Raw genomic sequence first — 20,749 nt, forward strand, 5'->3', positions numbered from 1 at the left:
CAATCAAGTGCGGACGTGTCCCCCGCAGGAGCGGCGCCACCGGCGGGGTCCGGGCCACGGGTGCCCGGTGGCGGCAGGATGGACGGCGGGGCCGCGACCACCGGGACCCCGCGACCGCTGACCGCGTGATCACCGTGACCGCCGTGACCGCCGTGACCGCCGTGACCGCCTGACCGCCGTGACCACCGTGACCGTCCACGCCAGGAGCCGCGCCAATGACCGTGTCGGTCGTCCTCTTCACCTCCGACCTGCGACTGCACGACCACCCGCCCCTGCGCGCCGCGCTGGACTCGGCCGACCGGGTCGTGCCGCTCTTCGTCCAGGACGACGGGGTCGCGGCCGCGGGCTTCGACGCCCCGAACCGCAGGGCCTTCCTCGCCGACTGCCTGGCGGACCTCGACGCGCAACTGCGCGACCGCGGCGGCCGGCTGGTCGTACGCTCCGGCGACGCCGTCGGCCAGGTGTGCAAGGTCGCCGCGGAGGCCGGGGCGCGCGACGTGCACATCGCGGCCGGCGTCAGCGGCTACGCGCAGCGGCGCGAGACGCGGCTGCGGGAGGCGCTGGAGCAGGACGGGCGGCGGCTGCACGTCCACGACGCGGTGATCACCGCCCTCCCGCCGGGCGCGGTGACCCCGGCGGGCTCGGACCATTTCGCCGTGTTCACCCCGTACTTCAGGCGCTGGTCGGCGGAGCGGCTGCGGGATCCGCTCGGGGCGCCGCGGGTGGTGCGGGTGCCGGACGGCATCGGCTCCGACGCGCTGCCCTCCCGCCGCGGCATCTCGGGGATCCCGGAGGCGCTGGCCACCGGCGGGGAGAGCGAGGGCCGCCGTCGGCTCACCGCCTGGAAGCGCTCGCAGCTGGCGCACTACGAGGAGCGCCACGACGACCTGGCCGCGGACGCGACATCGCGGCTCTCCCCCCATCTGCACTTCGGCACCTTGTCGCCCGCCGAAGTCGTCCAGCGGGCCCGCACGGACGGCGGGCCGGGCGCCGAGGCGTTCGTCCGCCAGATCTGCTGGCGCGACTTCCACCACCAGGTCCTGGCCGCGCGCCCCGCCGCTTCCCGCGCGGACTACCGCACGCGCCACGACCGCTGGCGCTCCGGGCGGCAGGCCGAGGAGGAGACGCAGGCGTGGAAGGACGGCCGCACGGGCTACCCCATGGTCGACGCGGCGATGCGCCAACTCCGCCACGAGGGCTGGATGCACAACCGCGGCCGCCTGCTGGTCGCGAGCTTCCTCACCAAGACGCTGTACGTGGACTGGCGCGTCGGAGCCCGCCACTTCCTCGATCTGCTGGTGGACGGGGACATCGCCAACAACCAGCTCAACTGGCAGTGGACGGCCGGGACGGGCACCGACACCCGGCCCCACCGGGTGCTCAACCCGGTCGTCCAGGGCAAGCGCTTCGACCCGGACGGCACCTACGTACGCCGCTGGGTGCCCGAACTGGAGGGGATCACGGGCAAGGCGGTGCACGAGCCCTGGAAGTTGTCGGGCTCGGAGCGGTCCCGTCTCGACTACCCCGAGCCGCTGATCGACCTCAACGACGGCCTCGCCCGCTTCAAGCGGGCCCGCGGCCGGGACTGAGCGGGAGGGACTGAGCGGGAGGGACTGAGCGGGAGGGACTGAGCGGGAGGGACTGAGCGGAAGAGCGCGCGCAAGGGCAGGACGGTCCCGAACAGCGGTCCCTGGAGGGCCAGGATTCGAGACAACCCCCTGAAATCTTGGCGTAAAAACAGGATAAATCGCCCACTTGGTAGACTGCCACGTGTTCCCTGTGAGAGACCGGGTAGGCGCCGAGCGTCCACTCGACATATGGAGGACGACGTGAGCAGCACGACATCCGCAGTTCCATCCGACCTGTCAACGGGGGAGTTGGCGCGAGCGAGTGGCGCTCAGGAGACCGTCCTGCCCCAGATCGAGGACCCGACGAGCGTCGAGCCCAAGGACGCGCGCTCCCTCACCAGGATCTTCCTCGACCGGCTCGCGGTCCTCGAAGAAGGCACGCACGAGCACCAGTACGCACGTAACACCCTGATCGAGCTGAACCTCTCCCTCGTGCGGTACGCGGCCCGGCGGTTCCGCAACCGGTCCGAGGACATGGAGGACATCGTCCAGGTCGGCACGATCGGTCTGATCAAGGCCATCGACCGGTTCGACCTGACGCGGGAAGTGGAGTTCACCACCTTCGCCGTCCCCTACATCGTCGGGGAGATCAAGCGCTTCTTCCGTGACACCAGCTGGTCGGTCCACGTGCCGCGGCGCCTGCAGGAGCTGCGCATCGACCTGGCGAAGGCCAACGAGAAGCTGTTCCAGCGCCTGAACCGTGCTCCCACGACGACGGAGCTGGCGGAGCACCTGGACCTGACGGAGGAGGAGGTCATCGACGGGCTGATGGCCAGCAACGGCTACACGGCCGCCTCGCTGGACGCACCGCTCGACGAGGACTCCGACCAGGCCGGTACCACCAGCGTCGCCGACCGCATGGGCGAGATCGACCCGGCGCTCGAGACCGTGGAGAACCTGCACGCTCTCAAGCCGCTGCTGGAGGAGCTGGGGGAGCGGGACCGCAGGATCCTGCGCATGCGCTTCGGTGCGAACATGACGCAGTCCGAGATCGGTGCCGAACTCGGCGTCTCCCAGATGCATGTCTCACGTCTGCTGGCGCGAGCGATGGACAAGCTGCGGCGCGGACTGCTCACGGAGCAGTGATCCCGCGCGCTCTCACGGCGTCCCGCGGCGGCCACGACGAACGATCGTCGTGGCCGCCGTTCGTCGTTCCGGACCGTCACCGTCGGGCGTTCGTCGCTCCCGGCCGTCGCTGTCGGGCGTTCGTCGTTCCCCGCCGTCGCCGTCGCCGTCGCCATCGCGCGTTCGTCGCTCCCGGCACCGCGTTCCGGCCGCTTCCAGCCGCGGCATGTACGCCCGTGGGCCGGGCCCCAAGGCCCGGCCCACCACGCGAGCGCCGCACCCGCGCCCGGTCCGGCCGCGCGCGCCCCGCCTACGCCTGGGGCTCCATCGCCGCGGGAAGTCCCAGCAGTTCGTCGTCCTCGGTCGCCGGCCGGTAGACGGTCAGGGCCCGGGCCGACTTCCCCAGCACCAGGCTGTCCACCGGCTCCCGCGAGACCTCGCCGTCGTACGCGAAGTGCGGCGCCGTGGACAGGCCGTCCAGCCGCAGCCGGCGCATCTGCGTCGCGACCAGGACGCGGGAGTTGTGCAGGGTTCCGGTGAGGACCGCCAGCAGCAGCCGTGTGCGGGCGAACGGCGTACTGCCGTCCACCGCGCGGATGTCGAGCAGCCCGTCGTCCAGCTGGGCGCGGTAGGTCGGCGCGAACCCGGCCGGGTGGTACAGCCCGTTGCCCGCGAACAGCAGCCACAGCCTGCGCGGCTTGCCGTTGACAGCCACGTCGATGGGGCGCGTGCCGGCGAGGACGCGCGTCAGCCCGATCGCCAGCGCCGGCCACTTGCCGACGCGGTTCTCCAGCTTCTCCCGCGCCCGTACGAGTTCGGGGTAGACCCCGATGCTGAAGGTGTTGAGGAACACCTGGTCCTCACCGCCGTCGGGCGAGGAGGCGCGGGCGAGGTCGACCGAGACCGCGTCCCCTTCCCCGACCGCGTGGGCGACCTCCTCCAGCGACTCGACGCCGAGGTCCGCGGCGAAGTGGTTGAACGTCCCTCCGGGGAAGGCCGCGAGGGGCACCCCGTGGCGTACGGCCGCCCCGGCCGCGGCGTTGAGCGTGCCGTCGCCGCCGCAGACGCCGAGCGCCCCGCCGCAGTCGGCCGCCCGGCCCGCCGCCTTGTCCAGGAGCGCGCCCAGATCGTCCTCCGGTCCCAGCTCCGTGATCTCGGCCTCGGGCAGCAGGGCGCGCAGCCGTTCGGCCGGTGAGGCGGAGTCGCCCGTACGCAGTGCGACCCCCGAGCCGGGGTTGACCACCACGAACAGTCCGGCCCCGCCGGGGAGGGCCGGGGCCGGAAGGCGCGGCGGTACGGCGCCCGCGGGCTTCTCCGGCTTCACCGGCCACCAATGGCCGGTGAGCGCCGCGGCGAACCCTCCGATGGCCAGCCCGGCGAGGACGTCGGCGAGACCGCTCGCGCCCGCGCGCAGCCGTGAGGCGGCGATGGCCGCACCCACCGGCGCGGCCCCGAGGCCGTAGCGCGGCGCCTCCAGGGCGGCACCCACGGCGAACGCGGCCGCCGACGCCGAGCGGCCGAACGGGATGTCGCCCGCGCCCGTGCGCCCGGTGGCCGGCCGCATGATGGTCCGGGTGATCGCCGTAGCGATGGCCAGGGACCCCACGCCGCGCAGCGCCGCCCTGCGGGCGGTACGTCCTCCTATGGCGCCGATCGCCGCGGCGGCGCCGACCCACATCAGGCCCTCGCCGGCGCCACCGCCGCGCGACGGCAGCGAACGGAGCGAACCCGCCGTCCGCAGCCGCAAGGGCGTTCTCCGCGCTGCATTCCGCCTCCCGGAACGGCGTCCGGGGACCTCTCGCCTACGTCTCATGCGGGTCCGTCTACCCCCGTTCCGACGGCGGCAGGCTTGTGGTGGACGGCACGGGGCAAGCGCAGCGCCAGGCGACCGGCTCAGCGGTCGCACGAACTTGTGGGGTGACATCCTGATGCCGCGTACCGGCATTCTCGGCACGATGACATGGAAGGGTCCCGGCACGGCCGGCAGGAGCAGAAGCCGCTCCGGGGCGGGCGGGACCAAGCCCCGGAGCAAGCCCGGGAACTCCGCCAGGAAGGCGATCTCCGGAGCCGCCAGGAAGGCGAAGGGCTCCGCCACCAGGACCCGCCGGTCCGGTACGGCGAAGAAGACCGCCGGTACGGCGCGGAAGCGCCCGGCGGCGGCGCAGCGGTCCTGGAGCGCATCGCTGTGGCGGGCGCTGGCCATGGTCGTCGCCCTCATCGCCATGGTGGCCTTCGCCGTGGTCCTCGCCCGTCTGACACTCGCGCCCTCGTCAGCCTCCGAGCCGCTGGTGCACAGCAACCTGCGCCCCGGTGACTCGATCCGCGCCTACCTGGACCAGCCGGCGCTGCGCGACGCGATCAAGCAGATCGGGGGCAACATCCTGCTCGGCGTGCCGTTCGGGCTGCTGCTGCCGGTGCTGGTCCCCAAGGCGCGCGGCCTCGTACGCGTCGGGCTCGTCACCATCGTGGCGATGCTGATGGTCGAGCTCGTGCAGGGCGCGATCGTCGAGGGCCGGGCCTTCGACATCGACGACGTCATCCTCAACCTCTCGGGTGCCCTGCTGGGTTACCTGATCGCCGGGCGCCGCGTCGGCCGCGCCATCCACCCGCGGCGCCACCACTGGTGGCAGCGCAGCCGCCAGGCCTAGGGCCGGCATGAGCATCCGTACGCTCCCCCGCCACCGTCGTCCCTCGTCTCCCCGGGCCCCGGGTCTGCGTAGCCCTGGGGCGCGCGGGGCAGGCGAGTCGACAGGAGGTATCCATCTCATGGAAATTGTCCTGGATTCCCGGAAGGGAGACATCTCGCGGGCACGAGAGGTCACGGCCGCCTACGTGGCCCGGTCCTGTCCCTGGGCGGACGCCGACGACGTGGTGCTCGTCGTCTCGGAACTCGTCACCAATGCCGTCCGGCACACCACCGGCTGGTGGCGCCTCCAGATCCGCCAGTTGCGCGGGCGGGGCCGGCAGCTCGTCGTCGACGTGGACGACGCGAGCGGTGAGCGGCCGACCGTCCGCACGCCGGACGTCACCGGTGGCGGCGGCCACGGATGGCACATCGTCAGCCGTCTCGCCACGGGCGTGGAGGTCGTGCCACGGCCGTACGGGAAGACGGTACGGGTGACGTGGGGTTCGCGTTCCCGTGCGGACTCCCGTCGTCCGTCGCACCGCGCGCCCGTCACCCCCCGGCCCGGTCTGCTCGGGCCCGGCCGGAGCTGCGCCTGAACACCCGCTCTGCGGCGCGCATCCCGGGACGGCCCGATCGCCGTCCGTCCCAGCGGGATGTGCCGGCCGGCGCCCGCACCCTCGCGTGCCGCCTGGTACGGAGTCCGCTTCCGCGACCGGGGCGGATGCCGGGGCCCGCGCCCGTGACACCGGGCACCTGACGGCCGACGCCCCTGGGACCGGCGCCCCTGGCAGGGAGCCGCCTGGTACGGGGCCCTCCTGACACCACGTCTCGTGACACCCGCTCGCACGGTGCTACCCTGCGAATGAAGCACGCAGTGCGCCGCGGGTCCGGCGCCCGTGCCGAAGGGTTCCACCGGATTCTCCCGCCGCCCGTTTCCTCGGCCGGCGCGTGGTGGTGGCACTCTCTCGCGTCTCTTCGCGATGTCACCTCCTTCTCACGGCAGTTGGCTTCTCACCGCAGTCGGCCTCACGGCAGTCGGCGTCGCGCCGTCGGCCCGCGTCCGGCCCGCGCCGTGCCGTACGCGGCAGGCGTGTGACGCACCGAGGGCACGGGCTCCCCTTCCCGGGTGCCCGTTCCGCGGCGCCCCGGCATGCCCTGCGGCCCCTCCCCCCACCGCCTTCGCCCCGGCTCACCTCGAGCGAGGACACGCGGTGACGAAGGGCCCTGCGGGGGAGCCGTGCGCGCATCTCTCATCACCCCATCCACAGAAGGACCTTCCATGAGTACGACCACAGAACGCCCCACCCGGCGGAGCGCGACGCGCGACCACCGTCCGCCTCCGCGCGGCAGTGGCATCGCCGCTGCCGACGAGGTGCTCGTCCCGGTGCGGGGGATCTTCGACCTCGCGGGACACCACGGCTTCCTCCGTACCGACGGCTACCTGGCGAACCCCGGTGACCTGTACGTTCCGGCGGCACAGGTCCGCGGACTCGGCCTGCGCGCGGGCGACTTCGTCGAAGGCGCGGCCCCCGAGGCGGACGGCCCGGCCGGACGGGGCGGCAAGCGCCGTCCGCTGGCCCGCGTCGACCGCGTCAACGGCGGCGAGCCCCGTGACCTCGCCTCCCGCCCCCGCTTCGCCGACCTCACGCCCCTCCACCCGGAGCACCGCCTGCGGCTCGAGACCGCACCGGGCGAGCTGGCGACCCGGGTGATCGACCTGATCGCACCCGTCGGCAAGGGCCAGCGCGGGCTCATCGTGGCCCCGCCCAAGACGGGGAAGACGATGCTTCTGCAGAGCCTGGCCCGCGCGGTCGCCCGTAACCATCCCGAGTGCCACCTGATGATGGTGCTGCTCGACGAACGCCCGGAGGAGGTCACGGACATGCGGCGCTCCGTGCGCGCCGAGATCGTCTCCTCCACCTTCGACCGGCCGGCCGGTGACCACACCGCGCTCGCCGACCTGGCCGTCGAACGGGCCAAGCGGCTGGTCGAACTCGGGCACGACGTCGTCGTCCTGCTCGATTCGCTCACCCGGCTCTGCCGCGCCCACAACACCAGCGCACCCGGCAACGGCCGGATCCTGACCGGTGGTGTGGACGCGTCCGCACTGCTCGGGCCCAAGCGGCTGTTCGGCGCCGCGCGGAACATCGAGAACGGCGGCTCACTGACGATCCTGGCCACGGCCCTGGTCGAGACGGGGTCCCGCGCGGACGACTACTACTTCGAGGAGCTGAAGAGCACCGGCAACATGGAGCTGCGCCTCGACCGGTCGCTCGCCGACAAGCGGATCTTCCCCGCCGTGGCCGTCGACCCCTCCGGCACCCGCCGCGAGGAGATCCTCATCGGGCCGGACGAACTGGCCGTCGTCCGCAGGCTGCGCCGGGCCCTGCACGAGCGCGACGCCCACCAGGGCATCGAGTTGCTGCTGGAGCGGATGAAGCGGACCGGCAGCAACGCCGAGTTCCTGCGGGACATCGACCTGACCGTGCCGCGCACCCGCAAGGCCGGGCCCGGCGACGAACGCCCTTCGGCCGCGTAGGCCGTGTCTTACGGAGACAGGACCTAGTGCCGCTCACCGTGGTCGGCGAGCAGCCGTTCCACCCGGTCGAACCGCTCGTGCAGCGCGCGCAGTTCGGAGTCCATCGCGTCCTCGCCCTCCCGCGTGTACCGGCGCACGTCCGTGCCCAGGCGGTGGGCGTCCTGCTCGGCCTTGCCGACGAACCAGGTCGCGATGGCCGCCGTGACCATCCCGAAGGTCGTGATCCCGGCCAGCATCAGCACCGCCGCGATGACCCGGCCCCAGGCGGTCACCGGGTACAGGTCGCCGTAGCCCACTGTCGTCGCCGTCTCGATCGACCACCAGACGGCTTTGGGGAAGGACGTGATGTTGGCGTCGGGCGCGCTCTCCTCGGCGGGGACGACGAGCGCGGAGCCGGCGAGCAGGATGACGACCGTGGCCAGGGACACCCACAGCGCCGCCCGCACATGGAACTTCCGCCACCAGCGCTTGCCCGTCAGCCGGCCCATGAGGATCAGGAGAAACGACTGCTGCACGGGCATCCCCACGTCCGACGGGCTCGGTTCCGACATGACGCTACTGCGGGGCGGGGTGCGGAACGGCCTGACACACACGCCCGTTACGGGCTGCTTGTCCCCCGTCGCCGCTGCCGCGCCCGGTACATGGGCGCGTCGATGCCGCTCCCGGTGGGCAGGCCGGTGCCGCCCGTCGTACGACCGTGGCTTCCCGCCGCGCGATCCGGAACGGGCGCGGGACGGCGCGGCGGGAAGCCACCGAGAGGGTGCCGTCACCGCTGCGCCCCCGCGGCACGCTCCCCTCCTGCCGCACCGCGGGGCCGCCGGCAGGGGTGCGCGTCCTGCGACGGAGCGCACGTTCCCGATCATTTCCGGCACCTTCTCGCGTCGGAGGAGAAGATGCGGAGAATCCGGATCCGGTTGTGCCGGTCGCCCACATCGCCCCTCGACGTGGGGTGCGTACGCGGAGGACGCGCCGGGGATGGGGCCCGCTCCTCGTAGGCTGGAGCCGTGACGCGATTGATCGTGGCTGCCGGGGGAGGGGGCGACGCCGTCGCCGCCGCGATGCTCGACGCGGCACTCCACGGGAACCGGGACGACCGGGCGGTGATCCTCACCTACGCCTGGGACCGGCTCCTGGTCGATCCGGTCGCCGGCCCCCGCCGGCCCGCGGACTTCACCGGACTGCACCGGCTCGCCCCCGGGGTTATCTCCGTCCCCGCCACGGCCGCTCCCGTGCCTCCCGCGGGCTCCACCCTCCCCCGGCTCGCCGCCGAACTCCCGCACACCTTCGTGCTCATCGACCCCTCGGACGGCGTCGAGGGCGTGACGGCGGGGCTGCACGCCCTCGTCACGCATCTGGCTCCGGACTCCGTCGACCTGCTCGACGTGGGCGGCGACATCCTCGCCCGCGGTGACGAACCCACGCTGCTCAGCCCGCTGGCGGACGCCCTGACCCTCGCGGCCTGCAGCCGGATCGACGCGCCCGTCCGCCTCCTCGTCGCGGGGCCCGGCCTGGACGGTGAGATCCCCGCCGACGCCCTCCGCCCCCGCCTCGGCGCACGGGTGCTGACCTTCGGCCCCGGGCCGACCGGAGCCGTCGACCGGGTGCTGGAGTGGCATCCGTCCGAGGCCGCGGCGATGCTCGCCGCGGCGGCCCGCGGGGAGCGCGGCGTGTGCGAGGTACGAGGAGCGGGGCTGCCGGTGCCGCTCACCGACGAGAGCCCCGCCGTCCACGAAGCCGATCTCGGCGAGGCTCTGCGCAGGAACCGGCTCGCCGGCGCCCTGCTGACCTCGACGAGCCTGGAGGAGGCCGAGGCGCGCAGCCGGGAGATCTGCGGCTCCTCCGAGATCGACGAGGAGCGGGAGCGGTCGGCGGCGGCACGGCGCCTGGCCCGTACGGCACCGGAGCTGGACCGCGATGCCGTGCTGGAAGGGCTCGACCGGTTCGAGAGCGAGGCGCGGGCGCGGGGTGCCACCCACACCTCGTTCCGCCGGATCACCGAGGTGCTGGGCGTGCCCGGCCCGGCGCGCCTCGCGCTGCGGGACCTGCTGCTCGACGCCCGCCCCGAGCAGTACGCGGCGCCGCTGTGACGGCTGCGACGCCAGGCCTGACCGCCGGGCCGCGCCCTTCCCCGGAAGGCACGGCGCCCCGCGTCCACAACCCTTGACACCCGGCGCCCCGGCTGGATTACTGGGCCGCACCACCCGAACGGTCGGTCGGGAGCAAGGTGGTGGAACCGCATGACGATCTCTTCTCCACGGTCGGGAGCCGGGGCCGGGCGACTCGGGGCGGCGCCGGAGGCCGGTGAGCTGGACGCCGCGGAGCGCCTGAGCCCGGAGGAGCTGCGCGCCCTGCAACTCACCAGACTGCAGGCCACGTTGCGGCATGCCTACGACCATGTGGAGCTGTACCGGCGGAAGTTCGACACGGCCGGGGTCCGGCCCGAGGACTGCCGTACGCTCGCGGACCTCGCCCGCTTCCCCTTCACCACCAAGGCGGACCTGCGGGACACCTACCCCTTCGGCATGTTCGCCGTGCCCGAGAGCGAGATCCGGCGCATCCATGCCTCGAGCGGCACCACCGGCCGCCCCACCGTGGTCGGGTACACCGAGGGCGACCTGTCCGTGTGGGCCGATGTGGTGGCCCGGTCGATCCGCGCGGCCGGCGGCCGCCCCGGCCACAAGGTCCACATCTCGTACGGCTACGGCCTGTTCACCGGCGGGCTGGGGGCGCACTACGGCGCCGAGCGCCTCGGCTGCACGGTCGTCCCCGCGTCGGGCGGCATGACCGCACGCCAGGTGCAGATCATCCAGGACTTCAGGCCCGAGATCATCATGGTCACGCCCTCCTACATGCTCACGCTCCTCGACGAGTTCGAGCGCCAGGGCATCGACCCGCGCTCCACGTCCCTGCGCGTCGGCATCTTCGGCGCGGAGCCGTGGACGGAGGAGATGCGGCACGAGATCGAGGAGCGGCTGGATCTGCACGCCGTGGACATCTACGGCCTGTCCGAGGTCATCGGGCCCGGCGTCGCGCAGGAGTGCGTGGAGACCAAGGACGGACTGCACGTGTGGGAGGACCACTTCTTCCCCGAGGTCGTCGACCCGGTGACGGACGAGGTGATGCCCGAGGGCGAGATGGGCGAACTGCTCTTCACCTCCCTCACCAAGGAGGCCATGCCGGTCGTCCGCTACCGCACGCGCGACCTCACGCGGCTGCTGCCCGGCACCGCCCGGCCCGCGTTCCGGCGCATCGAGAAGATCACCGGGCGTTGCGACGACATGATCATCCTGCGCGGGGTGAACCTCTTCCCCAGCCAGATCGAGGAGATCATCCTCCGTACGCCCGGTGTCGCCCCGCACTTCCAGCTCCATCTGACGCGCCAGGGGCGGATGGACCACATGACCGTACGCGCCGAGGCGCGGCCCGATGCCACGCCCGAGCAGCGGGCCTCGGCGACAGCGGCGATCGTGCAGGGGGTCAAGGACGGGGTCGGGGTGAGCGTCGAGGTCACGATCGTCGAACCGGAGTCCCTGGAGCGGTCCGTGGGCAAGATCCGCCGCATCGTCGACGCGCGCGGAGACTGACGCGGGCTCAACCCCGGGGCGGCGGCCCTGCGTGCGAAGACGTCCGATGCCACCGGGCCTGGGCAACGACGCGCCCGGCACCGGGAAGGCGGGTCAATGCGCGGAGTCACCGCTCAACCCGCGCCGCCTGCTCCGCTTCGCCCGCCGCGCCCGGGGTAGGTGAGCCTGCTTGAGGACAACAGAGGACAACGTGGGAGTAGCTCAGCGAACGATGCTGATCTCATCTGCCCAGTCGGCTGTGGTGGAGCATGAGCAGTGCCGCGGCTGCGTTGGCAGTCCTGACCTTCCCGCTTGCCACCAGGTCAGGGACCTCCTTCAGGGGCACCCATGCACGACGTTCGGATTCGAAGTCGTCCTCGGGGTGGCCGACGTATTCGGCACCCTCGGCCCAATAGATGTGATGCCTGGCATCGGACAGGCCATTTGAAGGCTCGACGGTCAGTAGGTGCTCAAGTGGACCGGTGGGGCGCCATCCGGTCTCTTCGAGCATTTCGCGGGCTGCCGCCTCTTTGAGATCTTCCCCGTCCTCGACCACCCCTGCCGCGATCTCCCAGCCCCAGGAGTCGGGGATGAATCGGTGCCGCCACAGCAGCAGCACTTCGTTGTTCTCGTTGACGGCTGTGGCGAGGGCTACCGGGCGCTGCCTGATCAGATAGTGATCGAGGTGGCGGCCGTCGGGAAGCTCCACATCGGCAAGGTTCACCCTGAGCCACGGGTTCTCGTAGACGGTGTGTTCGCCGAGGTTCTTCCATACAGACACGTGGGTGCAGCCTTCCGTCTGGAGGTCTTCGAGTATCCCAACACGGCGCGGACTACAGCGGGACGCGGAGGGCCTCGCCGATGAGTTCTGCCGCGCCTCGTGTCGCTGTGCTGCCGTGTGAGGCCAGGGCGCGTTGGGTGGAGATGAGTCGATCCCTGAGCCGCTGGGATTCCATGCCGTGCGCTTGCTCGGCCATCTGGATGGCTGTGGCGGCGGCGTGGTCTGCCTCCCCACCGCGTAGCTGGGCATTGGTGAGTGTGGCGAGCCGGTGGACTCGGCCTCGGGAGTGCGTCTGAGTACGTACCGCTTCGAGGGCGTACTCCTGCGCAGGGGTCAAGTCGCCAAGGCTCATGAGGGTTTCGGCGAGTTGTGCTTCGACCAGCCCAGGCTGTACGTAGCCGGTCTCGGCTGGTTCGTCGTCCCTGCGGATCTGGCCGGCGGTGGTTTCGGCGAGCAGCATGCACCGGTGAGCACTCGCCTGGTCGCCCATCCGGGCAAACGCCTTGGCCTGCATCGCGTAGAGGTCAGTGGCAAGGGCGTGGGAGATGTGTGGTCCTGCGGTACGGAGCCCAGCTTCGGCGAACGCCACTGCCTGTCGGTACGCCTTGAGGAACACCGACTGATTGACCAGGAGAGCGACGACGTAGCCGCCGAACGCGCGGTCGCCGCTGGCCTTCGCGAGACGTAGTGCTTGGTGGAAGTACCGCTGTGCGAGACCGTGTGCGTTGCTGTCGTAGCTGCAAATTCCGGCGATGGCGACGAGACCCCCAACGGCGCGATGCAGTTCCCGCCCGGTGGCATCGGAGTATGCCCCACGAAGAAGCTGTGAGGTCTCCTGGTTGAGGAAGCCGACGATTCGGGATCGGGTCGCTACTCCGCCAACCCTGCGGTACATCTGCTCGTAGTGAGTCCGGGCTGACCGGAGCACATCAACGTCTCCCACTCCGACGCGCGGTGTGCCCACCCTGGAAACGTCAACGTCGTCCGGTGGGTTCTCCCATTCCCACACGGGTGCTACGGCAGGGAGACCTGTGATGGCGGAGGCTTCCATGACGTCGGGCCGCTGCTGCTGGTCTCCGCGCCAAAGTGCCGTGGATCGCTCGATGAAGCTGCTCAAGGCGCTGCCAGACGTCTCCGACATGTGCGGCTTGCCCATACCGATGTCTTCGAGCGTGATAGGACGCTGCAACCGTTCGCTGAGGACGTCGCAGATCAGGTCGGGGGCGATGCCGCGTGGCCGCTGGCCTCGTAGCCATCGGATGACTGAGGCGTGGTCGTAGCGCGTCTCCTTACCTCGGCACTTCCCGGCTGCGTTTACACGCGCGGCTAAGCCGACGCGGGACATCCCCGTCTCATCGAGAAGGGCGTCCAGCAGGGTATTTGGCTCCATGTAGCCCCCGAATCGCTGACGGGAGCAAGCGTAGCCATAGAGCATTCACACAATGTGTGAAGCGGTCACTACTCCTCGGAGTCGACACACACTCCCGCGCGTCCGGTCGAGGCGGGATCTTGGACTCGGAACACAACGCGCGGTCCGCCACAGACCGTGAGTATCCGACCAGCGACTTCCGAGGTTCTGATGACGATGACTCAGCCCCACGACGAGAAGGTGCACATGCCCTCGGTGCAATTGGCGATTGATAGCGCCATGGACCGGGCGGCCCGGTTGACAGGGCCAGGTGCGGAACCCGTGCCGCAGGATGCGGAGTTGATCACCCTGCTGATCGGGCACCTCGGCCTTCTGCTGGGCCCCGCGGAGCGGTGGACTCGGACGGCAAAGGCAAGTGACAAGGCGCGGGAGATCGCAGCGGTTTCCGTTGAGCACGCCCGCTCCGTCCTGGCCGACACCGAAACCGGCAGCCTGGCCGCGAAGCTGACGCTGCTGGCCGGCTGCGCACGCATTCTGCTCCGGTACCAAGGGAGTGCGTGATGAGCGTCATCGACTACGCCAGCCCACAGGGCCGCACGTGCATGGACTCTACGAGCAGCCCGCAATCGTGATCACAGGAGTAGCAGCATGAGGGCCTTGGTGGACTTCGCAGGTCGTTTCGCGGGGCCGCTCCTTCTCGTGACCGTGTCTTGTTCGTGCGGCTACGTAGTTGGTGCGCTGACTGCGCTTCCGAACCGCTGAGACCCGCTCCCCGCCTGATCAACCGACGCTTCCCCTGCCTAACCGGCCCTGGCGGGGAGTGGTTCCACGGCCCGAGTCCGCCCTGGAGCGCATCGTGAGCGTCGCCCCAGAGACGTCTCCCCCTGTCGGCTGTCTCGTGACGGTGTGGCGGCCGATCGGTTCGACGCCGAACACAAAGGAGGGGTCCGATGGAGACCCGAGAACGTGCACGGTTGGACGCATACTTTTCGCGTATCGCACGGGAGTTCACTCCTCTTGCGGTGCCGTCTTCGCTGCTGGTGACGCATCTGTTACCCGAGCGTCCTGCGTTTGTGCGGGCGGTCGGAACGGTCTCGAATCTGCGAGGCGTGCTCCCCAAGCCGAAGTCGATCAACACCGCCGCGAAGCGCGAGACAGAGCGAGATTTCGCCGTGGACGAGCTGTCCCGCGAGCGGTTCGCCGACCATGACACCGCCTTGACCTACCTGGAGACCAAGGCGGCCAGCGAGCCGGTTGTGCTGCTGGACGTGGGTGGCTACTTCGCGTCCTCGCTGGACGCGCTGTGCGAGCGCTTCAGCGGCAGTGTGCTCGGAGTGATCGAGGACACGGAGAACGGCCACAAGCGGTACGCCGAGCGGGACAAGCTGCCGTGCCCCGTGGTCTCCGTCGCACGTTCGCCGCTCAAAGAGCCGGAAGACTTCCTCGTCGGTCAGTCCGTCGTCTTCTCGACGGAAGCGCTGTTGCGCGGGCGGGGCGACATTTTGCACGGCCGTCCTGCGCTGGTGCTCGGCTTCGGCAAGCTCGGCAGCTCGATTGCGCGTCTGCTCCATGCCAAGGGTGTGCACGTCACGGTGTACGACATCGACCCCGTTCGACGCGCACAGGCCCTGTCACAAGGCTTCAGCGTTGCCCGCGACCGGGGAGGCCGCGTTGAAGTCCGCGGGGCTTGTGCTGTGCGCCACGGGTGCGCTCTCGCTACGTGGCGAGGACTTCCCCGAACTGAAAAATGGAGCTTTCGTCGCCACCGTGACCAGCTCTGAAGACGAGTTGGAGTTGTCCGGGCTGCCGGTTGGCTACACCAAGACCAGCGCGGCGGACCACATCACCCGCTACGCGACGACGGGCCACTACTTCTACCTGCTCAACGGGGGTGAGGCGGTCAACTTCCTGCACGGCGCGAGCGTCGGCCCGTTCATCTTCCTGGTACAGGCCGAAATCATCGCGGGCGTGCGTGCTCTGGCGCATGGTGACCTCGACGCCACCATGCACGAGGTATCCGCGGCCGACCGAAGCAAGATCGCCGCAACGTGGCTCCACTACTACAACGAACGGTGACCGAACCATGCCGATCACACCCGAACACATCCGCGAGACCGTGACCGAGTACGTCGACGCGCACCCCGCGGAGAAGGCCGAACTGGCCGTCGTGCTGGAACGGCTGGATCGGGGCGAAGACCTCACCAGCCGTAAGACGTTCCCGTTGCACATCACTGCCGGGGCCGTGCTGATCAACGACAGCGGCGATGTCCTGTTCATCCGACACAACGCGCTCGGGAAATACCTCACGCCTGGCGGGCATCTGGAAGCCGATGACGTGAACCTGATGGGGGCCGCGCTCCGCGAACTCACAGAAGAAACCGGCATCCGGGCGGATATCGCGCCCCTGGCGTCCAGCCCGGTGCACATCGACATGCACGACATCCCCGCGAACCATGCCAAGGGCGAGCCTGCCCACCAGCACGCGGACGTGCGGTATCTGTTCCGCACGACCGGCCCCGTGGACGTGACGTTGCAGGAAGAGGAGGTAAGCGGGGCAGAGTGGCGGAGCGCGAACACCGTCACGGACGAGACACTGCGGAAGAGGGTCCTCGCCGCAATCCGGTAGCCCAGCAATGCTGACGCCTCCTGACGGGAGGCTCCCCACAGCTCGTCGAGCGGATCGTCGGCGGCGGTGAAGGCCAGAAGGGCGTGTTCCGGCTCGGACATGGATCGGAACCAGGGCAGCCGGGCGGCGACGTTGTCGCCCAGCAGCGGGGACGGCGGCCCTCGGCCGGGATACGTTGGACAAAGTGCCCGGTCGACGGGGCCGGACAGGACTATCCGTCCGGCCCCGCGGCCGTCTGGGTCAGCTGAAGTCGGTCTCGCGGTCGTCCGGAGGCGTCACGGTCGTACGCCGCCGTGCCGGCCGTACGACGCGGCTTCAGTCGTCCGTCGCCGCGTCCGAATCCGCCTTCCCTACCGCCGATTCGGCGTCGTCGACGAGCTTCTGCATCCGCGACAGGTCCGCGGCATCGCCGTCGTCACCGGCCGGAGCGGTGGCACTGCTCGCGGGCGAGGACGGGGCGTCCTCCGCCCCGGACCCGGACCGCTCGCCCCCGCCGCAGCCCGCGAGGAGCACCGCGGCGGTCAGGGCGGGCAGGGCAAGAGCGGCCCTGCGGAGCGGGCGGTTCGTCGAGCGGGACATCAACTGGCGCCCCCTTCGGTTTCGTTGGTCTCGGTCCCGTTGGCCTCGTTCCCCTGCGCCTCGCCCTTGTTCCCGCTCTTCCCGTTGTTGTTCGCGGCGCACCACTTCCGGACCTCCTTCAGGTCCTTCTGGCGCTGTTCGAGGGTCGTGACGAGGGAACGGCGGAAGGTCAGCTTGTGGTTGAGGAAGGTCTCGATCTCGCTGTGCCCGGCCTTCTCGGCGTTGGCGACCCGCTTCTCCAGCCGGGCGATCGAACCGCGCCTGGTCTCGCCCGCGCGCAGCCGGTCCAGGGCCCGGTCGATGCGCTTGTCGATCTTCGGGGCGCGCTTGCACAGCCGCTTGGCACCGTCGCCCTTGGGCGCGGACCGGTGCGCCCGCTTGCCGTGGTCACCGCCGCCGGAGCCGCCGCCGGAGCCCGCCTCGGCGATCCCGGCCCCGGCGATCAGCACCCCGGTCGCGGTGACAGCGGTGACGGCGACCGCAAGGGCCTTCTTCCTCCGGCCGCTCCGCGGCGTGCCGCCGCCCGGGTTCCCGTCGTACGGGTCCCCGTCGTGCGGCGTGTGCGAAGTGCCGGGCCTGTCCGGGGTGTTCGGCGTCGTGGGCATGGTGGTCCCTCCGGTCCGGTGGGTTCGGTCGTCCAACGCACCGAACGCTAGGAACCGTCTTTGTGGAAACCTTGTGGCCGAGCGGCAGGCATCTCGGCCGGCCGAGCGGCAGGCTGCTCAGCGGGCCGCCCGGGCTGCAGCAGGGCCGCCGTACCGATCATCCAGTCCCGCCGCAGCGGCAACGTCGCCTCGACCGCCGACGGTCCGTCGCGCAGCGGCAGGCGCACCTCGATACGGGTGCCCGGTCCCGACGGCGGGTCCAGCACGCGTATCAACCCCCGGTGCAGGGCGATCTGCTGGGCGACCAGGGTCAGCCCGAGCCCGGAGCCGGGGCTGTCGGGACGCCGCCGGAACCGCTCGAAGACCGCACCGCGCGTCTGCGGCGGGATGCCGGGGCCGTGGTCGTCCACGGTCAGGACCGCGATCCGCCCGCCGGGCGTCGCGGCGCGCGGTGTTGAGGCGTCCGCCTGCTCGATCTCCGTACGCAGGACGGCCTCGACCTCGGCCGGGCGGCCGTCCCGGCGGCCGTGCACCAGGGCGTTGGTGAGGAGGTTGTCCACGACGCTGCGCAGCCCGGGCTCCCAGCCGTGCACCACCACTCCGGGCACCGCGTCCACGCCGATCCGCGCCCCCGGGTGGCGGCGGCGAAGGTCACCGGCCGACGCGTCGAGGACCTCCGCCAGGTCGAGCGGGCCGAACGCCTCGGCCTCGACCAGATCACCGCGGCCCAGTTCGCGCAGCATCACCAACAGGCCGAGCAGCCGGGCGTGTTCGCGCCGGAGGTCGGCCAGCACCTCGTCCCGCTCCGCCGCCTCCAGACCCGGGTGGTCGGCGAGGATCTCCAGATTGGTCTGCATGCTCATCAGCGGGGTGCGCAGTTCGTGCGACGCCGCCGCCGAGAACGAGCGGGCGGTGGCCAGCGCCTCCTCCGTACGGGCCGCCTGCTCGTCGTACCGGGCCAGGACGGTCCGCAGCGTCTCCGCCAGGTCGTCCACCTCGCCCACCCCCGAGGGGGCGTGCACCGGCCGGGTCGCGGACGAGCGGGGGTCCAGGCCGCTGGTGCGCCGCTGGAGCAGCCGCAGCGGCCGCGCGGCACGAGAGGCGACGGCCCAGGCCAGGAGCCCCGACAGAGGGGCGGCGAGCAGGGCCACGGTGACCACGCGCCGGCGGACGAGCCCGAGTTGAGCCTCGCTCGCGGTGTCGGGGGAGAACAGCCACAGCGTGCCCGCGATGCTCTTCCGCGCGCCCGTCACCTCGACCGACATGACCCGCCAGCTCGCGTCGCCCGCCCGCAGCGTGACGGGCGCGGGGGCGGCCGCGGGGAGGGCAACGGACGGATCGGGCTGCGGCCCGCCGGACGCTTCGCCCTCGGGTCCGACGAGCCGGATGCCGACGTCGAGCGCGGAGGTGTAGAGGCGGCGCTCACGGGACTGCAGCGCCGCGGGCGGCCGGTCGTTGGCCGTGGCCCGGAGCAGCCGCCGGGCGTCCTGGCCGACGGCCGCCGCCCGCTCGCGCAGATGGGCGTCCTGCTGACCGTGCAGGTCCTCCGCGACGAGCCGGAGCAGCAGCCAGCCGGCCCCCAGCACCAGCAGGGGTACGGCGACGCCCACGGCGAGGGCGATCCGCGTGGAGAGCTTCACCGCTCCTCCCCCGGACCGACGCCGTCCCCGGGCTGCCCCGCCGGCCCGCCCGGAACTCCGGCGTCCCCGCGCCCGACCGGATCCCCGTCGTCGCGCAGGACGAAGCCGACGCCCCGCACCGTGTGGATGATGCGGGGCCGTCCCCCGCCCTCGAGCTTGCGCCGCAGATAGCTGACGAAGGTGTCGACGGCGTCGGTGCGCACCTCGAAGTCGTAGCCCCAGACGCGGTCGAGGAGCTGGTCGCGGGTGAGCACGATGCCCGCGTTGCGCGCCAGCACCTCCAGCAGCTCGAACTCGCGCCGGGTGAGCGTCAGTTCCGCCCCGTCCAGCCGCGCCCGCCGGGCCGCCGGGTCCAGCGCCAGGCCGCCGACCCGTACCTCGTCGGTGGTACGGGGCGGACGGCGGCGCAGCAGGGCCTGCAGCCGCAGCACCAGTTCCTGGAGTGCGAACGGTTTGACCAGGTAGTCGTCGCCGCCCGCCTGGAGACCCGCGATCCGGTCCCCGGTCTCGTCCAGCGCGGAGAGCATCAGCACCGGCACGTCGTTCCCGTCCTCGCGCAGCGCACGGCACACCTCGATCCCGCTGAGGCCCGGCATCGAGATGTCGAGCACGATCACATCGGGGGACCGCTCGCGTACGCTGCCGAGCGCCGTACGGCCGCCGTCGGCCAGGGCCACGGAGAAGCCGCGCAGCCGCAGCCCGCGCTCCAGTGACCGGCGGATCGCCGCGTCGTCGTCGACCACCAGGACGCGCCCCTGGACCTCGCTCCCGGCCATACGGGCCTCCCTCGCCGTGCCTTCCGGGCGCACCATGGTGCACCAGAGGGCTGTGCCCGCGGCAGGGAGGAGCCGGGTACGGGTCGCGGCGGCCGGTCGGCTCAGCGCGCGTCCGCCCCGTCGGCTCAGCGCGCGTCCGCCCGGTCAGCTCTTCTCGAGTTCGGCCGCTCCGAACGAGACGTCGAAGCGGTCGCACCAGATGGACACCGAGGTGTACGCGTCGAGGTCGGTGCCGGGCGGGATGCGGTAGTTCTGGTCGCCCTTGTTGCCCTTGAGATCCCCCAGATCCTCATGGGCGCCGTCGTCGAAGACGTGCCATCCGTCGGAGCCCTTCTTCACCGGGGCGTCGGAGAGCCAGACGTGCAGGGCGGGACCGTCGCTGGTGTCGAGGTTCTCCAGCCGCAGGAACCGCTCCCCGTCGGCGCCCTCCAGGATCTTCACGGTGCCGCTGGTCGGGTGCTCATGGCTGATCAGCTCGCCGGTGGCCAGGGTCTTCACACGCTGCGGGCCGGGCGACTCCTCGCCCGGCCGGGGCGCGACCTGCGTCGGCAGATCCTCCTGAACGGTCTCGTTCGTCCAGATCTTCCAGGGCTGGAACCAGTACAGCCCGAACCCCACCGCGGCCGCCCCGACGATCAGGACTCCGATGACCACGGGGTTACGCAGCAGGCGCAGCAGGCGATGCATGAGGCCTCTCCAGTCTCTCCGGGCGCCGGGGCCCTTTCGTCCTCGTCACCCGTCACGACGTACGCCGCGCACGGAGGGTGCCGGGGAACCGATGACGAACTTCTTACGGTCGTCCATGACTGTGACACCGTGTGAGGCCCTGCACTCGTACGACACAGGAGCCGGTGGAGACGGTCTGGCCGCAGCTGTGGATGCGGGCGCGGGAGGCCGTGCGGTCACCCGCGCCCGTCCCCCGTACCCGCGCCCGTCCCCCGTACCCGCGCCC

General features: G+C 71.5%; 17 protein-coding genes and 2 pseudogenes. 10 read left to right on the forward strand and 9 right to left on the reverse strand.

Going from position 1 to position 20,749, the window contains the following annotated elements; genetic code table 11:
- The first annotated feature begins 215 nt into the window (after positions 1-215).
- Complete coding sequence (locus ABZ822_RS06525) at positions 216-1,589, forward strand: deoxyribodipyrimidine photo-lyase (RefSeq protein WP_360847794.1); 1,374 nt, start codon at positions 216-218, stop codon at positions 1,587-1,589.
- A gap of 273 nt (positions 1,590-1,862) precedes the next feature.
- Complete coding sequence (locus tag ABZ822_RS06530; RefSeq protein ID WP_360848808.1) at positions 1,863-2,714, forward strand: RNA polymerase sigma factor SigF; 852 nt, start codon at positions 1,863-1,865, stop codon at positions 2,712-2,714.
- A 289-nt stretch (positions 2,715-3,003) separates the two neighbouring features.
- Here the strand turns inward: ABZ822_RS06530 and ABZ822_RS06535 are convergent, their stop codons facing one another.
- Positions 3,004-4,440: a diacylglycerol kinase family protein gene (locus tag ABZ822_RS06535; RefSeq protein ID WP_360847796.1), complete on the reverse strand. Its 1,437-nt coding sequence runs from the start codon at positions 4,438-4,440 to the stop codon at positions 3,004-3,006.
- A 208-nt stretch (positions 4,441-4,648) separates the two neighbouring features.
- Here ABZ822_RS06535 and ABZ822_RS06540 point away from each other — a divergent pair, with 208 nt between their 5' ends.
- The 3 genes and pseudogenes from ABZ822_RS06540 to rho all read left to right on the forward strand — a co-directional run.
- Positions 4,649-5,341, forward strand: a complete 693-nt coding sequence (locus ABZ822_RS06540; protein ID WP_360847799.1) for a VanZ family protein — start codon at positions 4,649-4,651, stop codon at positions 5,339-5,341.
- Between the two features lie 118 nt (positions 5,342-5,459).
- Entirely contained in the window at positions 5,460-5,915 is a 456-nt protein-coding gene (locus tag ABZ822_RS06545) for an ATP-binding protein (RefSeq protein ID WP_360847802.1), read from the forward strand.
- Positions 5,916-6,685: 770 nt separating this feature from the next.
- Positions 6,686-7,858, forward strand: a pseudogene (gene rho / locus ABZ822_RS06550) (transcription termination factor Rho); the annotation flags it as partial.
- Positions 7,859-7,881: 23 nt separating this feature from the next.
- Here the strand turns inward: rho and ABZ822_RS06555 are convergent.
- Positions 7,882-8,346 (reverse strand): potassium channel family protein, encoded by a 465-nt coding sequence (locus ABZ822_RS06555; protein WP_360848810.1) that lies wholly within the window; start codon positions 8,344-8,346, stop codon positions 7,882-7,884.
- Between the two features lie 516 nt (positions 8,347-8,862).
- On the opposite strand from ABZ822_RS06555, the gene ABZ822_RS06560 reads away from it, so the two are divergent.
- Together ABZ822_RS06560 and paaK are read left to right on the forward strand one after the other, a co-directional pair.
- On the forward strand, positions 8,863-9,945 hold the full coding sequence (locus ABZ822_RS06560) for a DUF1152 domain-containing protein (protein ID WP_360847805.1): 1,083 nt from the start codon (positions 8,863-8,865) through the stop codon (positions 9,943-9,945).
- Between the two features lie 150 nt (positions 9,946-10,095).
- Positions 10,096-11,442, forward strand: coding sequence for a phenylacetate--CoA ligase PaaK (paaK, locus tag ABZ822_RS06565; RefSeq protein ID WP_360847808.1), 1,347 nt, complete (start codon positions 10,096-10,098; stop codon positions 11,440-11,442).
- Between the two features lie 220 nt (positions 11,443-11,662).
- On the opposite strand, the gene ABZ822_RS06570 is transcribed toward paaK, so the two are convergent.
- Both ABZ822_RS06570 and ABZ822_RS06575 read right to left on the reverse strand, forming a co-directional pair.
- A complete protein-coding gene (locus tag ABZ822_RS06570) occupies positions 11,663-12,202 on the reverse strand; it encodes an NUDIX hydrolase (RefSeq protein WP_360847811.1) in 540 nt (179 codons plus the stop codon).
- Between the two features lie 52 nt (positions 12,203-12,254).
- Positions 12,255-13,592, reverse strand: a complete 1,338-nt coding sequence (locus ABZ822_RS06575; RefSeq protein ID WP_360848813.1) for a transcriptional regulator — start codon at positions 13,590-13,592, stop codon at positions 12,255-12,257.
- A 189-nt stretch (positions 13,593-13,781) separates the two neighbouring features.
- Between ABZ822_RS06575 and ABZ822_RS06580 the strand changes: the two genes are divergently transcribed.
- The 3 genes and pseudogenes from ABZ822_RS06580 (at position 13,782) to ABZ822_RS06590 (ending at position 16,197) form a co-directional block, all read left to right on the forward strand.
- Positions 13,782-14,132 (forward strand): hypothetical protein, encoded by a 351-nt coding sequence (locus tag ABZ822_RS06580; protein ID WP_360847814.1) that lies wholly within the window; start codon positions 13,782-13,784, stop codon positions 14,130-14,132.
- A 389-nt stretch (positions 14,133-14,521) separates the two neighbouring features.
- A pseudogene (locus ABZ822_RS06585) lies at positions 14,522-15,647 on the forward strand (adenosylhomocysteinase).
- Between the two features lie 7 nt (positions 15,648-15,654).
- On the forward strand, positions 15,655-16,197 hold the full coding sequence (locus ABZ822_RS06590) for an NUDIX domain-containing protein (RefSeq protein ID WP_360847817.1): 543 nt from the start codon (positions 15,655-15,657) through the stop codon (positions 16,195-16,197).
- 315 nt (positions 16,198-16,512) lie between these two features.
- Here ABZ822_RS06590 and ABZ822_RS06595 read toward each other — a convergent pair whose 3' ends face one another.
- The 5 genes from ABZ822_RS06595 to ABZ822_RS06615 all read right to left on the reverse strand — a co-directional run bounded on the left by ABZ822_RS06595 (position 16,513) and on the right by ABZ822_RS06615 (position 20,484).
- Positions 16,513-16,776 carry a hypothetical protein gene (locus tag ABZ822_RS06595; protein ID WP_360847820.1) on the reverse strand — a complete coding sequence of 88 codons (264 nt, stop codon included), beginning with the start codon at positions 16,774-16,776 and terminating at the stop codon, positions 16,513-16,515.
- Positions 16,776-17,381, reverse strand: coding sequence for a hypothetical protein (locus tag ABZ822_RS06600; protein ID WP_360847823.1), 606 nt, complete (start codon positions 17,379-17,381; stop codon positions 16,776-16,778). The genes ABZ822_RS06595 and ABZ822_RS06600 overlap by 1 nt, the downstream gene beginning before the upstream one ends.
- A 47-nt stretch (positions 17,382-17,428) precedes the next feature.
- Positions 17,429-19,021 carry a HAMP domain-containing sensor histidine kinase gene (locus ABZ822_RS06605; protein WP_360847826.1) on the reverse strand — a complete coding sequence of 531 codons (1,593 nt, stop codon included), beginning with the start codon at positions 19,019-19,021 and terminating at the stop codon, positions 17,429-17,431.
- Positions 19,018-19,797 carry a response regulator transcription factor gene (locus ABZ822_RS06610; RefSeq protein WP_360847829.1) on the reverse strand — a complete coding sequence of 260 codons (780 nt, stop codon included), beginning with the start codon at positions 19,795-19,797 and terminating at the stop codon, positions 19,018-19,020. Before ABZ822_RS06610 ends, ABZ822_RS06605 begins: the two co-directional genes overlap by 4 nt.
- A gap of 144 nt (positions 19,798-19,941) precedes the next feature.
- Complete coding sequence (locus tag ABZ822_RS06615; protein ID WP_360847832.1) at positions 19,942-20,484, reverse strand: DM13 domain-containing protein; 543 nt, start codon at positions 20,482-20,484, stop codon at positions 19,942-19,944.
- Positions 20,485-20,749 lie beyond the last annotated feature (265 nt).

Origin of the sequence: Streptomyces sp. NPDC047108, assembly GCF_040643575.1 — a bacterium.
In the GTDB taxonomy this organism is placed as follows: domain Bacteria; phylum Actinomycetota; class Actinomycetes; order Streptomycetales; family Streptomycetaceae; genus Streptomyces.

Coding starts and splice junctions, on each gene's coding strand:
- ABZ822_RS06595 (WP_360847820.1), bottom strand. CDS start 16,776: ATGTCCCGCTCGACGAACCGCCCGCTCCGCAGGGCCGCTCTTGCCCTG.
- ABZ822_RS06540 (WP_360847799.1), top strand. CDS start 4,649: ATGACATGGAAGGGTCCCGGCACGGCCGGCAGGAGCAGAAGCCGCTCC.
- ABZ822_RS06600 (WP_360847823.1), bottom strand. CDS start 17,381: ATGCCCACGACGCCGAACACCCCGGACAGGCCCGGCACTTCGCACACG.
- ABZ822_RS06575 (WP_360848813.1), bottom strand. CDS start 13,592: ATGGAGCCAAATACCCTGCTGGACGCCCTTCTCGATGAGACGGGGATG.
- ABZ822_RS06610 (WP_360847829.1), bottom strand. CDS start 19,797: ATGGCCGGGAGCGAGGTCCAGGGGCGCGTCCTGGTGGTCGACGACGAC.
- ABZ822_RS06615 (WP_360847832.1), bottom strand. CDS start 20,484: ATGCATCGCCTGCTGCGCCTGCTGCGTAACCCCGTGGTCATCGGAGTC.
- ABZ822_RS06545 (WP_360847802.1), top strand. CDS start 5,460: ATGGAAATTGTCCTGGATTCCCGGAAGGGAGACATCTCGCGGGCACGA.
- paaK (WP_360847808.1), top strand. CDS start 10,096: ATGACGATCTCTTCTCCACGGTCGGGAGCCGGGGCCGGGCGACTCGGG.
- ABZ822_RS06580 (WP_360847814.1), top strand. CDS start 13,782: ATGACGATGACTCAGCCCCACGACGAGAAGGTGCACATGCCCTCGGTG.
- ABZ822_RS06525 (WP_360847794.1), top strand. CDS start 216: ATGACCGTGTCGGTCGTCCTCTTCACCTCCGACCTGCGACTGCACGAC.
- ABZ822_RS06555 (WP_360848810.1), bottom strand. CDS start 8,346: ATGGGCCGGCTGACGGGCAAGCGCTGGTGGCGGAAGTTCCATGTGCGG.
- ABZ822_RS06590 (WP_360847817.1), top strand. CDS start 15,655: ATGCCGATCACACCCGAACACATCCGCGAGACCGTGACCGAGTACGTC.